The organism is Streptomyces sp. NPDC051104, from assembly GCF_040682835.1.
In the GTDB taxonomy this organism is placed as follows: Bacteria; Actinomycetota; Actinomycetes; order Streptomycetales; family Streptomycetaceae; genus Streptomyces; species Streptomyces cynarae.
The window spans coordinates 918,081-931,287 of sequence record NZ_JBFBBS010000001.1; the positions used below are offsets into that span (position 1 = coordinate 918,081).

The following is a 13,207-nucleotide window of genomic DNA, read 5'->3' on the forward strand; positions in this document are numbered from 1 at the left end:
TAAGCATTGGGGCGAGCAGGGAGCTGCCATGACGACCGACCGCTATCTGCGCTTCACCGGCACCACGCCCGGCCGCTTCCTGACCCGCCGCCTGGGGCTGCCGCAGCCGGCGCCCCTGCAGCGCTGGTCGCCCGGGCGGCCGGCCCTGTCCGGTCCGCTGCTCCATCTCACGGCCGGCAAGGCCGACCTGGACCTCGCTCCCGTTCTCGACCGTACGGGGCTCACACCCGGCCGGGACAACCCCGCCGCCGTCGTCCTCGACGCCACCGGCGTGCGGGAGGTCGAATCGCTCGCCGAGGTGCACGCGGCGCTCCACCCTGTGGTGCGGTCGGTAGCGAGCAGCGGCCGGGTCGTCGTCCTGGGCTCGCCCCTCGACCCCACCGACCACCACCAGGCCGCCGCCCAGCAGGCGCTGGAGGGGTTCGTGCGCTCGCTCGGCAAGGAGATCGGGCGCGGGCGGACCGTGAATCTCGTCCGGCTGACGGACGCCGCCGCCGAGTCGACCCTGCGCTTCCTCCTTTCCCCCAGGTCCGCCTACATCAGCGGCCAGTTGATCGAGGTGGGAACCTCCACAGAGGCCACCGCCGGCTGGGACCGCCCCCTCGCCGGCCGCACCGCTCTCGTCACCGGCGCCGCCCGCGGCATCGGCGAGGCGGTCGCGGAGACGCTGGCCAGGGACGGGGCCCGGGTCGTCGTACTCGACACACCGCAGGCCGCGCAGGAGGCCCGGTCGGTCGCCGAACGGCTCGGCGGCAGGGCCCTCGCGCTCGACATCGCCGACGCCGACGCGGGTGAGCGCATCGCCTCCGCACTCCCGGACGGCCTGGACGTGCTGATCCACAACGCGGGGATCACCCGCGACCTGCGCTTGGTCAACATGCCTGCGGCTCAGTGGAGTTCGGTCCTCGACGTCAATCTGGCGAGCGTGCTGCGGACGACGGACGCGCTGCTGAAGACCGGGACGATCGAGCGGGGTGGACGCATCGTCGCCACCGCGTCGATCGCGGGGCTCGCCGGAAACGCCGGACAGACGAACTACGGCGCCGCCAAGGCGGGCGTCGTCGGCCTGGTCCACTCCCTCGCGCCGCGTGCGCTCGCCGACCACGGAGTCACGGTGAACGCGGTCGCGCCCGGGTTCATCGAGACGAGGTGACGGCCGCGATCCCGCTGTTCATCCGTGAGGCGGGGCGCCGGATGAACTCCCTTGCGCAGGGCGGTGTTCCGGCAGACGTCGCCGAGACCACGGCCTGGCTCGCGCACCCGGCGTCGGGCGCGGTCAACGGGCAGGTCGTTCGCGTCTGCGGCCAGAGCCTGCTGGGGGCGTGATGTCCGTCGTCCTCGCCCGACCCCCCGCACTCGGGCCGCTCCTGGCCCGCGGCGCCCTGCTGTCCCCCTTCAAACGCCCCCGTCCGGACGCCGACTTCCCCCGCGACCGGCTCGTCCTGCCCGCCCTGCGCATCGACCTCGCGCGGCTCGCGGCGTACGAGCGCGTGTGCGGATTCGCGACCGGCGACGACGCACTGCCTCTGGCCTATCCGCACGTGCTGGGCTTCCCGCTGGCCATGCGACTGATGAGCGGCCTGGGCTTCCCGCTGCCGCTGCTCGGCCTCGTCCACACCTCGATCGAGATCACCCGGTACCGGGCGCCGGCGGTCACCGGGGAGTACGAACTCGCCGTGTACATCGGCGGACTGGCGCCGCACCGGCGCGGGACCGAGGCTTCGGTGGTCACCGAGGTGCGGGTCGGCGAGGACGTCCTATGGGAGTCGACGAGCACGTATCTGGCACGGCACCGCACGGCGGGGAGTCCCGCCGAACGAGCGGAACACATGCCCCTGCCCGCCGTCGCCGAGTGGCACCTGGCCGGAGACGTCGGCCGGCGCTACGGCGCCGTGTCCGGCGACCGCAACCCCATCCACATGCACCCGCTCACCGCCCGCCTGTTCGGCTTCCCGCGGCCCATCGCGCACGGCATGTGGACGGTGGCCCGCTGCCTCGCCGCGCACGGGGCGCCGGAGGCGGTGCGGGTGCGGGCCGAGTTCCGGGCTCCGGTGCTGCTGCCCGGGACGGTGACCTACGCGGCGGACGGGCATGGGCGGTTCGAGCTGCGGAGCGGGACGGGGGTGCCCCCGCTCGAGCGAAGCCGAGAGCGGGGGAGGGTGCACCTCGAGGGACGGGTGCTCCCGCTCACCACCTGAGGCGTCAGGCCACCCAGCCGACGAGGAAGCCGCTCAGCAGGGCGGCGGGACCGGCCGTCCAGATCGGCCACTCGCGTTCGGCCTTCCAGCTGTCGAGCGCTGCCACGGCGGACACCGCGATGAAGAGTCTGAAGAACGTGTCGGCCGGCGAGACGTTCCCCGAGGTGAGGATCTGGCTCGCCGCGAATCCCACGGCGGCCCACAGGAGGAGGCGGCTCGTCGGGCGCGTCCCCGCCGCGAGGAGCAGGGCCACGACGAACACCGCCTGCAGTATTTGGATGATCAGCATCGGTACCTCTCATGTGTGACGCGGGTGGCGGGACGGGAAAGCCCCGTTCCGCCACCCGCTCAGTGTTCGTCCGGCTTACTTACAGCCGTTCTTCTTGCCCCAGTAGGTGTAGGGAATGAAGCCCGGGTACGCCCAGGGCCAGTGCAGTTCGAGGCAGTGGTGGACCTTGATGGCCCACTTCGCCCTGCGTTCGATCACGGCGATGTCGATCAGTAGCCAGTCGGCGACGGCGTTGGTGCCGGCTCCGAGGAACGCGGCGATGGTGGCCGCCTTCTGTGCCCACCAGGCGTAGTTCTCGGCGTGCTTCGTCTCGCTCTTGTTGAGCCGGATGCGCACGCCCCACCAGTGTGCCGAGAACTTCAGCTGCCCGGTCAGGTCGAGGTCGTTCACCGGATCACCCGGGTAGGTGTAGGCGTCGGAGTTGCCGCCGTAGACCGGGTCCGTGGTGAGGAAGCGGCCGGTGGCCGGGGAGTAGAGGCGGACGCCCATCATGACCACGCTGCTGAGCGTGTTGGACGAGCGCTGGTACCCGCCGAGCCATCCGTAGGTACCGCCGACGGTGGTGTCCAGCGCGTTGCCGTACTCGTCGTAGTACTGGACCGTGCTGGACTTGGTGGTGTCCAGGGGCTGCTGGACCGTGACGTCACCGTGTATGTCGGAGAGCTGCAGGACTACGTCCCCGCTCGCCGACGTGATGGCGCCCAGGTCGCCCATGAGGTCCCGGACGTCGCGGCTGATGCCGCTGCCGGTCGCGTTCCACGTGGGGCTGTCACAGCCGCAGCCGTAGTGGTTGGTGACCTTCGTGCTGTCGGTCCAGGTGCCGTCCGTGCCCTGGGTCAAGGTGGTCTGAAGGCCCGGCCGGTAGGCGGCGTCGAGGCTCCAGGTGTTGCGGGTGGAGCCGACGGTCTCCGAGGCGACCAGGTCGTTGGTGTAGTACGACAGGGCCGTGCTGCCGCTGGTGGTGGTGCGGCCGAAGGCGTCGTACGCGTAGCCGCTGTTCACCAGGCGGTCGGCCGAGTCGTAGGCGTACGACGTGGTGACCGTGGTGGCGTCGTCGGTGCTGCTGTCGCAGTCGTCCGACGTCGTCTTCAGCGAGCTGCGGTTGCTGTTGCCGTCGAAGCCGTAGGCACGGGTGGTGCATCCGGTGCCGCTGCTGTCGGTGGCCTGGGTGAGGCGTCCGGCACTGTCGTAGGCGTAGGCGGAGTCGATGCTCGGGCCGTCGGTCTGGGTGTGACCGAGCTGCTGCCCGATGGCCGAGTACTCGGCCGTGTCGGCGGCGACGCTGGTGCCGTCGGAGGTGGTGTACTCCCGGCCCGTCTGGTTGCCGGCCGTGTCGGTGGTGATGGCCAGGTTGTAACCACCGGGCAGGCTCTCGGAATTGAGGATGCCGTCGGCGTCGTACGTGCCCGTGAAGGTGCCGGCGACCGAGTCGGTCAGGCTCTTCACGTTGCCCGCCGTGTCGTAGGCGTACGTCACGGTGGAGGGCGCCGAGTCGGCGGTCTTCACGGTCCGGTCGAGGACGTCGTAGGCCCTGGTGGTGGTGTTGCCCGCGCCGTCGTTGTAGGTCAGGAGCCGGCCGAGCTGGTCGTAGGTGTAGGCGACGGTCTGGCTGCCCGAGGACTGGGTGGCGATCTGCCCGTTGTTCTGGTCGTAGGTGAGGGTGGTGGCGGGGATCGCCGTTCCGATGCCGCCGGTGATGGCGCTCTTGACGGTGCGGCCCGCACTGTCCGTGGTGACAGTGGTGGTGCGGGTCACGCCGTTCGCGGTCTCGGCCTTGGTGGCCGTCTGGCCCCAGCGGCCGTAGGTGTAGGTGGTGGCGACCGCGTCGGTCGGGTTGCTGCCGCCGTTGGTGATGGCGGCCGCGGGCGCGGTCGTGCAGAGCAGTCCGGCCCATTCGGGACGGGCGCCGCAGGTGCCCGAGCCGTCGGCGGTGTAGTAGGTGTACGTCAGGGTGTCCGCGTCGGAGCCGGAGGAGCCTGCGGTGCGGGTCGTGGCGACCCGGCCGGAGGTGTCGTACGACGTCACCGTGTCGGTGGTGGTACCGCCCTGCTGGGACTTCTGTCGGCCGGTCGACCAGTCGTAGGTGTTGGTGACGGTGAGGGTGTCGCCGTCCGTTGCGTAGCCGGCGACCGTGGCTCCGGTCACCGTGCTGGTGACCAGGTCGGAGACCGCAGCGTCGCTGGGCCGGTTCTCGTCGTAGGTGTACGCGGTGTGCGAGCGGGCCGGTACGAGGGTGCCTGCGGCCAGGGTGCCGCTGGTTCCCTTGAGTTCGCCGGACAGGGTGATCTGGTGCAGCGGACCGTACTCGTCCAGGAGCCGCTTGCCGTCGGTGGAGTACTCCGAGACGGTGGCGAGCTGCCGTGCGCGGTCCGCGGTGGACAGGTCGGTCAGGCCGAGTTCGGCCAGCTCGTCGGCGTCCCCGCCCAGCGCCAGCGCGCGGTTGGCGGCCGTGAGGCTGCTGACCTCGTGGCCGAACTCGTCGTGGTCGGTGGCGGTGATGGAGCCGCCGGGTGTGGCGGAGTTGGTCTCCTCGCCGTCGGCGTTGATATAGGTGATGGTGGCGCGGCCGTAGGCGGACGACGCGAGGTCGCTGCCGGTGCTGGAGGACGGGACGCTGTCCGCCGGGAAGACGGCGGTGGCGTCGGTCGGTGCCTCCTCCTGGGCCCAGGTGGCGACCGTGTTCGCGTCCATCTGGTTCGGCGCGGAGCTGCCCGACAGCGGCACGTCGTAGACGACCGTGGTGGTCGCCGTACCCGACGTGGTGCTCGCGCTGCCCTCGGCCAGGGCCGGGCGGGAGGCGCTGAGCAGCATGCCGGAGCCCGCGGTCAGGGCCGAGCCGGCCTTGCCGTAGGTGAAGGTCCACGGCAGCTCACCGGGCTTGGTGAGGGTGGCGACGTGGCCGTCGGAGTCGTAGGTGTACTGCGTCTTCAGCGCGGGGCTGATGCGCGGGTCCCAGACCTGACGGAGCTTGCCGGAGGAGTCGTACGCGTAGTCGGTGACGGTCTCGGCGGTGGCGGCCGAGGCACCCGGGTCGGTGGCCCACAGCTTGATCGCCTTGACCTGGCCCGCGTAGTCGCCGAACGACGAGCCGGTGGCCGTGGTGGTGTCGGCATAGACGAACTCCAGGACCCGGCAGCCCTTGGTGGACGGGGCGGTCTGGCAGGTGGTCGCGGTGACCCCGGTCGTCGGGGAGATCACGTACTTCGGGCGGGCCAGGGTCTGGCTGCCGGAGGTGACGGTCTCCGAGACGGTGGTGACGGTCGAGTCGCTCACCGGGGTGGCGGAGGAGGACAGCGTCCAGGTCGGCGTGGCGGCCGCCGGCTTCGCGAACACGGTGGTGTTGGCGTCGGTGTCGGTGAGCGTGAACTTCGTGCCGGACAGCGTGCCCGCCAGGGTCAGGCCCTCGGCGCCGGTCTCCGGCTGCCAGCCGCCCGAGCTGGTCGCGGTGAAGGCGACCGAGCTGCCGTCCGCCCTGAGCAGTTCCACCGAGGTGGCGGAGGTCTTGCGGATCTGCGTGAACTCGCTGTCGGCGGCGTCGACGGCGGAGGTCCAGCCGGGGCCGAAGATCTGCGCCTGGCCCTCGCTGTCGTTGGCGTTGGCACGCGAGGAGTAGGTGCGCTCCACGTCGGCCATGAAGGCCGAGGCGTCGGTGGCCGACAGGGTGTAGTCGCCCGTGAGTTCGTTCACCGTGCCGGGGCCGGCCTCGGCGGTCGGGGCGGTGCCGGCGTCGCGGTCGAGGGTGACGTCGACGGTCTGCGAGTGCCCGGTGCTGATGCCGTCGGTGAACTCGGCCCGCAGCTGGATCACACCGTCCTCGGCCAGCGAGTTGACGGTGTTCCACACCAGCTTGGTCGCGCTGCCGTCGGTGACGGGGACCGGCCAGGAGGACACGGCGTTGCCGGAAGCGGTGACGTCACCCACGGGTACGGTGTGCCAGCCGTCGGTCTCGCCGCGCCGGTACTGCCAGGTGACCCCGGTGTAGAAGGTCATGCCCTTCGCCGACAGGGTCAGCCGGCGGGCGGTGGTGTCGCCGTCCTGCGGGGCGAGGATCGCCGCGCCGTCCGCACCCACGCCGAACGAGTACTTGGTGGTGGCGGTGGAGAGGTTGCCGCCGGAGTCGATCGTGCGGGCGTAGAGCGTGTGCCAGCCGTTGGCGGGGTCGATGGAGACGGTGAGCGCGTCACCGCCGTTGCCGTCGGTGGTGTCCAGCTTCTTGTTCGGCAGGGTGCTGTCGTCCAGACCCCAGTAGTAGCCGGCGCCGTCCGACGAGGAGGTGTCGAGCGTGCAGGAGACGGCGGAGTCCGCCTTGGCCGTCCAGCCGTTCTCGACGTACGTGGCGCAGGAGACGGTCGGAGCGGCGGGCGCGGCCGTGTTCAGCACGAACGTCGTGTAGCCCGACCAGGAGCCGTAGTCGGTGCCGTCGTAGGCTCGGACCCGGTAGCGCAGGTGCGCGCCCGCCGGGAGGGCCGAGGCGGACGGGATCGTCAGCTTGGCCGTCGAGCCGGAGGCCACCGACGAGGACGTGCCGGTGTACGAGTAGGTGGTGTCCGCGTACGCCGGATCCGCCGTGACCTCGAACTGGGCCTTGGTGGTGGACCCGTCCGGGTCGGTCACCTTCGCCGACAGGCTCGGGGTGAGCGAGGTGACGTACCGGTTGCCGTTGTAGGCGTTGACCTGCGAGGGGGAGATCGCCAGCGAACTGGGCACGGACGGGTAGGAGTTGTAGGTCACCACCATCTTCGGCGCGTACCCGGCGGTGGTGTAGTTCGCCGAGCGGAAGCGCCGCCAGGTGGTGGAGTCGGTCTCGTCCGCACTGCGGATCTGCAGGCCGTAGTTGGCGGAGCCGTCTGCCCACGCCTGCACGATGCTCTGCAGATTCCAGTTCGACCAGTTCGCCGGGCAGGACGAGGAGTAGCCCCAGTGGCCGGTGTTGTTCGCCGCGCCGGTCGTGGTGGTCGACGGCTGCGAGCCCCAGGTGATCGACGTCGACGACCAGGTGGAGGTGATCCGGCGGGCCTGGGTGGCGGCGCCGGAGGTGGAGCAGGTCGCCGAGTAGTAGTTGTACAGCGACATCAGCGCCGACGTGATGTGCTTGCCCTTGAACGCCGAAGTGTCGAACTTCAGATACGAACGGGCCGTGTCCGTGCCGGAGTCGTACGTACCCGACTTCAGCTCCTGCGAGGAGATCTGCGAGTCGGTGTAGTCCGGGTTCTGCAGCCAGGTGTCGGTGGTGACGGCGAGCGTGGTGGTCGGGTCGACCGTCACCGGGTAGGTCGCGGTGGCCAGGAAGTGCTTGTCCGGGGTGAGCACCAGCGTCTGCGAGCCGTCGGGCGCGGTCTCCACCCTGGTCGCGACCCGCTCCTGGTGGGCGGACTCGCCGGACGCCGCGTCCTTGCTGGAGTCCCACATCATCGGCGCCGGCGCCTCGGCGACCAGCTTGCCGCTCGTGTCCTTGAGCAGCAGGTGGCCGGAGCGGGCCTGGGACAGCTTCAGTCCGTCCAGGTCCAGCGGGATGCGGTACTGAGCGGGACCCTCCGGCTGCTGAGTGAGCGTCAGGTTCTCCGAGAAGCCCTGCGCCAGCGCGGTGACCGACAGAGTCCGGCCGCTGCCCAGATCGTAGGAGGCGGTGCTGTTCTTCACCTTCGGCGCGGGCAGCCTGTCCTCCCAGCCCAGCCCGAAGGACTCCTTGCCCTTGGTCACCGACGCCAGCTGCTTGTCCCCGCCGTCGGACACCGCGATGGCCGCCGCCGCGGCGTCCGGCGTGAGATCGGCGCCGGTGTCGGACAGCGAGGTGTCGATGTCCCTCCACTGCCCGTCCTGCTTCACCCGGACGGGTCCGGCGTACGCCTCCGTCTGTAGTTCCCCGCTGGGCAGCGCGTACGTCGTCGTGTCCGTGGTGCGCGCCGACAGCACCTCGATCTTCCGCTTCTGCGTCCGGGCCGTCAGCATGGCCGACGCCACCGAGTCCGCCGACGAGGCGGCCGGCTTGGGCTTCGACGCCGTGACCGCCTCCCTCGGACCGGAATCGGTCGCGAAGGCCGCCCCCGTGCCCAGTGACACCAGCGCCGTCTCCGCCGCCAGCACCGCGGCCACCGCGAGGGCGGTCCGTCTGAGGCGGCTCACTCTGCGCGGCGACCCCACCCGCCACAGGCTGTGTCTCTTCAACACCCCTCCAACAACCTGTCAGGGATGCGGACGCACCCCCGAGTGGGGAGTGAGGTAAAGGGAGTCAGTTGTCATCCAGGTGAACGAGGCCCCGCTGACCAGGGCGAATCCGCCCTCAGGTTTCGCTCAAGTCCCTTGTTCACAAAGGACTTGACCTGTTCATGACCCGCCGAACTGTGAGTCGCTCAGGCAATCGCCGTAGGCAATCCGGACAAGCGGTAACCGATCAGGCACCGATTTCTTACGCGGCCCCCGCGGAAAACACACGAAAACCGAGTCGATCCTTTACGAAACCGTGATCGGTGGTGTCCAGGGCCGCCCTTCCATCAGGTTGCCCAGCCCCGCCCAGGCGAAGTTCATCAGGGTCGCCGCGGCCTGCCGGGCGGAGACACCGGGAGTGACGTTGGCCCAGGCCGCGAGCGACTCGGCGGCCCCGACCAGGGCCTCGGCGAGCCCGGCGACCTCGTTCTCGGGCAGGTCACGGTCGCGGTGGTCCCCCAAGCTCTCACCTCCGTTCGAGCAGGGGGTACCCCCATCACGTGCCGCGACGGCGATGAGCTGGGTGACGAACGCGACGATCTCCTCGCGCATCGCGGTCACCTCGGCGGCGAAGGGCTCACCGTGCGTACGGGCCTGGAGGTGCAGGATGGCCCAGCCGTCCGGGTTCCGCGCGGTATGCGTGAAAAAGGCCTGGAGCCCTTCCCGGAGCTGGCGGTCGGCGCCGGTCCCGGGCCGGACTCCGGAGCGGACCGCCTCGATGAGGGTGGCGGCCTCGCGGCGGATGCAGGCGCTGAAGAGAGATTCCTTGGAGTTCAGGTACAGGTACACCAACGGCTTGGACACACCGGCGAGTTCGGCGATCTCGTCCATCGAGGCGGCCATGTAGCCGCGCTGCCCGAAGGTCTTCACGGCGGCGTCGAGCATCTGCTGCTCCCGCACGGCCCGCGGCATCCGCTTGGTCTTCACGGAACCCATGCGGGCAAGACTACGGTCAGCCCGCGGTGCCACGGCCTTTCAGGAAGTCTGCCCCTGCGCCCGTGCCGTGTCGTCGGCCACGTCCTCCTGGCTGCGGTTCGCCTCGAGGTTCTCCTTCATGCGGTCCACCCGCTGCACGATCTGCATCGACGCCCGGTCCCGCTCCTTGCGCAGCACCACGAAGCTGATCGGCGCCGAGATCACCAGGGCCAGCAGGATGATCCACAGGCCGTTGGAGTCGCCGAGGCCGCGCGGGGCGATACCCGAGTAGACGAGGCCCCAGACGACCACGAGGCAGCCCACGAGGATACCGAGGCGCATCAGCGTGTATCGGAGCATCTCAATCCACTCTTCCGTTCCGATCCGTTCCGAACGTTCCCAAAGGGCACCGTCCAGTGAAGCACGCCGGGGACCCGATCTTGCAGCGGGGTGCGCGCGACCCTGCTCACCCCAGCGGCAGCAGCATGGTGATGTCGTCGCGATCGTCCCCGGGGGCCACCCGGATCGCCCCGGGGACCCGGCCGACCTCCTTGTAGCCGCAGGAGCCGTAGAACCGCTCCAGGCCGAGGCCGCCGCGGCAGGTGAGCCGTATGGCCTCTATGCCCTCGAGGTCGCGGGCCGCGTCCGCGGCGGCGGCCAGCAGGTCACGCCCGTAGCCCCTGCCCTGGTGCCGCGGGTGGACCATGACCGTGTAGAGCCAGATCCAGTGGGTCATCAGGCGGTGCGTGTTGAAGGTGAGGAACGCGGTCGCGGCCACCCGCCCGTCCTCGTCCTGCCCGACGAGCAGCCGGCTGCGCCCCTCGCTCATGGCCATCAGGTGCTTCAGCAGCTCGGGGCGTATCGCGTCCGGGGTGACCGGCGCCACGAACCCCACGGCTCCCCCCGCGTTGGTCACATCGACCCAGAGGTCGAGGATCCCGTCGCGGAGGGCGGGGGTCATGGCGGGGTCGAGCGTGAAATCGAGAGCCACCGGCCGGGTCACACCCTCATCGGCTGCGGCTGCTCCCGGCGCGCCGGGTCCGGGCCCTCGTACTCCCGGATGATCTCGTACCGGGTGTTCCGCTCCACCGGCCGGAACCCGGCGTCGCGGATCAGCTCCAGCAGGTCCTCACGGGTCAGCTTGTTCGGCGTGCCGAAGCTGTCCGCGTCGTGCGTGATCTTGTACTCGACGACCGAGCCGTCCATGTCGTCCGCACCGTGCTGGAGGGCCAGTTGCGCGGTCTGGACGCCGTGCATCACCCAGAAGACCTTGACGTGCGGGACGTTGTCGAAGAGCAGGCGCGAGACGGCGAACGTCTTCAGGGCCTCCGCGCCCGTCGCCATCTGCGTGTGGGCCTGGAGACGGTTGCGGACCTTGCCGTCCTTCATGTCCACGAAGTCGTGCTGGTAGCGCAGCGGGATGAAGACCTGGAAGCCACCGGTCTCGTCCTGGAGCTCACGCAGGCGCAGCACGTGGTCCACGCGGTGGCGCGGCTCCTCGATGTGCCCGTACAGCATGGTGCACGGGGTCTTCAGACCCTTCTCGTGCGCCAGGCGGTGGATGCGCGACCAATCCTCCCAGTGGGTCCGGTGGTCGACGATGTGCTGCCGGACCTCCCAGTCGAAGATCTCCGCGCCGCCACCGGTCAGCGACTCCAGACCGGCGTCGATCAGCTCGTCCAGGATCTCGGAGGCCGAAAGACCGGAGATCGTCTCGAAGTGGTGGATCTCCGTCGCCGTGAACGCCTTCAGCGACACGTTCGGCAGCGCCTTCTTCAGCTCGCGCAGCGACCGCGGGTAGTAGCGCCACGGCAGGTTCGGGTGCAGGCCGTTGACGATGTGCAGCTCGGTGAGGTTCTCCGACTCCATCGCCTTGGCGAGGTTCACCGCCTCCTCGATGCGCATCGTGTACGCGTCCTTCTCACCCGGCTTGCGCTGGAAGGAGCAGTAGGCGCACGACGCGGTGCACACGTTCGTCATGTTGAGGTGACGGTTGACGTTGAAGTGCACGACGTCGCCGTTCTTACGCGTCCGCACCTCGTGCGCGAGGCCGCCCAGCCAGGCCAGGTCGTCCGACTCGTACAGCGCGATGCCGTCCTCACGGGTCAGCCGCTCACCGGAGCGGACCTTGTCCTCCAGCTCGCGCTTGAGCCCGACGTCCATGCGGATACCTCTTTCTGAGACAGACTCCGTCAACCGTAGCCCTACGCCTGTTCCGGCAGGTCCCCGACCCTGTTCTCCCACTTCGTCGACAGAACGATCGTGGTACGGGTCCGGGAGACGCCCTTGGTGCCCGACAGCCGGCGGATGATCTTCTCCAGGCCGTCCACGTCCGTCGCCCGCACCTTGAGCATGAAGGAGTCGTCGCCGGCGATGAACCAGCAGTCCTCGATCTCGGGCAGGTCCTTCAGCCGGCGCGCCACGTCCTCGTGGTCGGCGGCGTCGGAGAGCGAGATGCCGATGAGGGCGGTCACTCCGAGGCCGAGCGAGGCAGCGTCCACCGTGGCGCGGTAACCCGTGATGACGCCCGCCGCCTCCAGACGGTTGATGCGGTCGGTGACACTCGGTCCCGACAGGCCGACGAGGCGCCCCAACTCCGCGTAGGAGGCCCGGCCGTTCTCCCTCAGGGCCTGAATGAGCTGCCTGTCCACCGCGTCCATGCGATCGAAGCCTTCCGGTGAAGAGATCCGATGAGAGATCTGCAGAGTTCCTGAAGTGATGAGTGGTGCTGTGCTGCTACTGCCCGGTGCTCCTGGGTGCCGACGGTCACCGGACGGGCCGGGAACCGCCGAGTTCGCCCTCCCAGCGGCGGTACAGCCGGTGCGGCACCCCTGCCGCGTCCAGCACCCGCCCCGCGACGAAGTCCACGAGGTCCTGGATGTGCGTGGCCCCCGCGTAGAACGCCGGCGACGCGGGCAGCACGACCGCGCCCGCCTCGTCCAGCGCCACCAGCTGCTTGAGGGTCTGCCCGGCGAGCGGGGTCTCCCGTACCGCGACGACCAGGCGCCGCCCCTCCTTGAGCGTGACGCTCGCGGCCCGCTGCAACAGGTCCTTCGACAGCCCGAGCGCGACCCCGGCCACACACGCCGTGGACGCGGGCACGATCAGCATGCCCTTCACCGGGTACGACCCGGAGGACGGCCCGGCGGCCAGGTCCCCGGCGCCCCAGTGCCGCACGCGGTCTCCGTCGACGTCGACCACGAACGTCCCGGGCTTTCCGTCGGCGCCCCGTCCCAGCCACTCACGCAGGTCCTCCCGCCAGTGGGCGTCCCGGAAGGCGATCCCGGTCTCGTCGAGCAGGGTGAGCCGCGAGGCACGGGAGACGACGAGATCGACGCTCTCGCCCGCGGCGAGGAGTCCGCGCAGCACGGCGGCGGCATACGGGGTGCCGGAGGCGCCGGACACCCCTACGATCCAAGGCGTACGCGGCGTCTCTCCTGGCTTGACTGGGTTCACGACACCGAGCCTATCCGGCGCCGCGGGGCAGGAACGGGCCAAGGGGCCCGTTACCGGAGCCCCCGCCGCCTCCTCGCCCGGTACCGGAACCCGCTCATGCGAACGGCCCCTCCGCCCGCGAGCGGAGGGGCCGTCCCGGGAGGGC

General features: G+C 70.3%; 9 protein-coding genes and 1 pseudogene. 2 read left to right on the forward strand and 8 right to left on the reverse strand.

Annotation, left to right across the window (positions count from 1 at the left end):
- Window positions 1–28 precede the first annotated feature (28 nt).
- Both AB0N14_RS04480 and AB0N14_RS04485 read left to right on the forward strand, forming a co-directional pair.
- Window positions 29–1,326 (forward strand): annotated as a pseudogene (locus AB0N14_RS04480) (3-oxoacyl-ACP reductase).
- Window positions 1,326–2,198: a MaoC/PaaZ C-terminal domain-containing protein gene (locus AB0N14_RS04485; RefSeq protein ID WP_366024259.1), complete on the forward strand. Its 873-nt coding sequence runs from the start codon at window positions 1,326–1,328 to the stop codon at window positions 2,196–2,198. The pseudogene AB0N14_RS04480 and the gene AB0N14_RS04485 overlap by 1 nt, the downstream one beginning before the upstream one ends.
- A gap of 4 nt (window positions 2,199–2,202) precedes the next feature.
- Here AB0N14_RS04485 and AB0N14_RS04490 read toward each other — a convergent pair whose 3' ends face one another.
- From AB0N14_RS04490 to AB0N14_RS04525, 8 genes are all read right to left on the reverse strand, one after another.
- Window positions 2,203–2,487 (reverse strand): hypothetical protein, encoded by a 285-nt coding sequence (locus tag AB0N14_RS04490; RefSeq protein ID WP_366024185.1) that lies wholly within the window; start codon window positions 2,485–2,487, stop codon window positions 2,203–2,205.
- Between the two features lie 75 nt (window positions 2,488–2,562).
- Window positions 2,563–8,610, reverse strand: a complete 6,048-nt coding sequence (locus AB0N14_RS04495; protein ID WP_366024186.1) for a DNRLRE domain-containing protein — start codon at window positions 8,608–8,610, stop codon at window positions 2,563–2,565.
- A 327-nt stretch (window positions 8,611–8,937) separates the two neighbouring features.
- The gene (locus AB0N14_RS04500) at window positions 8,938–9,627 is read right to left on the reverse strand and encodes a TetR/AcrR family transcriptional regulator (RefSeq protein WP_366024187.1); all 690 of its coding nucleotides are present in this window, start codon (window positions 9,625–9,627) and stop codon (window positions 8,938–8,940) included.
- 39 nt (window positions 9,628–9,666) lie between these two features.
- On the reverse strand, window positions 9,667–9,966 hold the full coding sequence (locus AB0N14_RS04505) for a DUF4229 domain-containing protein (protein ID WP_366024188.1): 300 nt from the start codon (window positions 9,964–9,966) through the stop codon (window positions 9,667–9,669).
- 106 nt (window positions 9,967–10,072) lie between these two features.
- Window positions 10,073–10,597, reverse strand: coding sequence for a GNAT family N-acetyltransferase (locus AB0N14_RS04510; protein ID WP_366024189.1), 525 nt, complete (start codon window positions 10,595–10,597; stop codon window positions 10,073–10,075).
- 8 nt (window positions 10,598–10,605) lie between these two features.
- Window positions 10,606–11,769 (reverse strand): aminofutalosine synthase MqnE, encoded by a 1,164-nt coding sequence (gene mqnE / locus AB0N14_RS04515; protein ID WP_366024190.1) that lies wholly within the window; start codon window positions 11,767–11,769, stop codon window positions 10,606–10,608.
- Between the two features lie 41 nt (window positions 11,770–11,810).
- Window positions 11,811–12,266, reverse strand: coding sequence for an Lrp/AsnC family transcriptional regulator (locus tag AB0N14_RS04520; protein ID WP_200418719.1), 456 nt, complete (start codon window positions 12,264–12,266; stop codon window positions 11,811–11,813).
- Between the two features lie 106 nt (window positions 12,267–12,372).
- On the reverse strand, window positions 12,373–13,062 hold the full coding sequence (locus AB0N14_RS04525) for a UbiX family flavin prenyltransferase (protein WP_366024191.1): 690 nt from the start codon (window positions 13,060–13,062) through the stop codon (window positions 12,373–12,375).
- Window positions 13,063–13,207 lie beyond the last annotated feature (145 nt).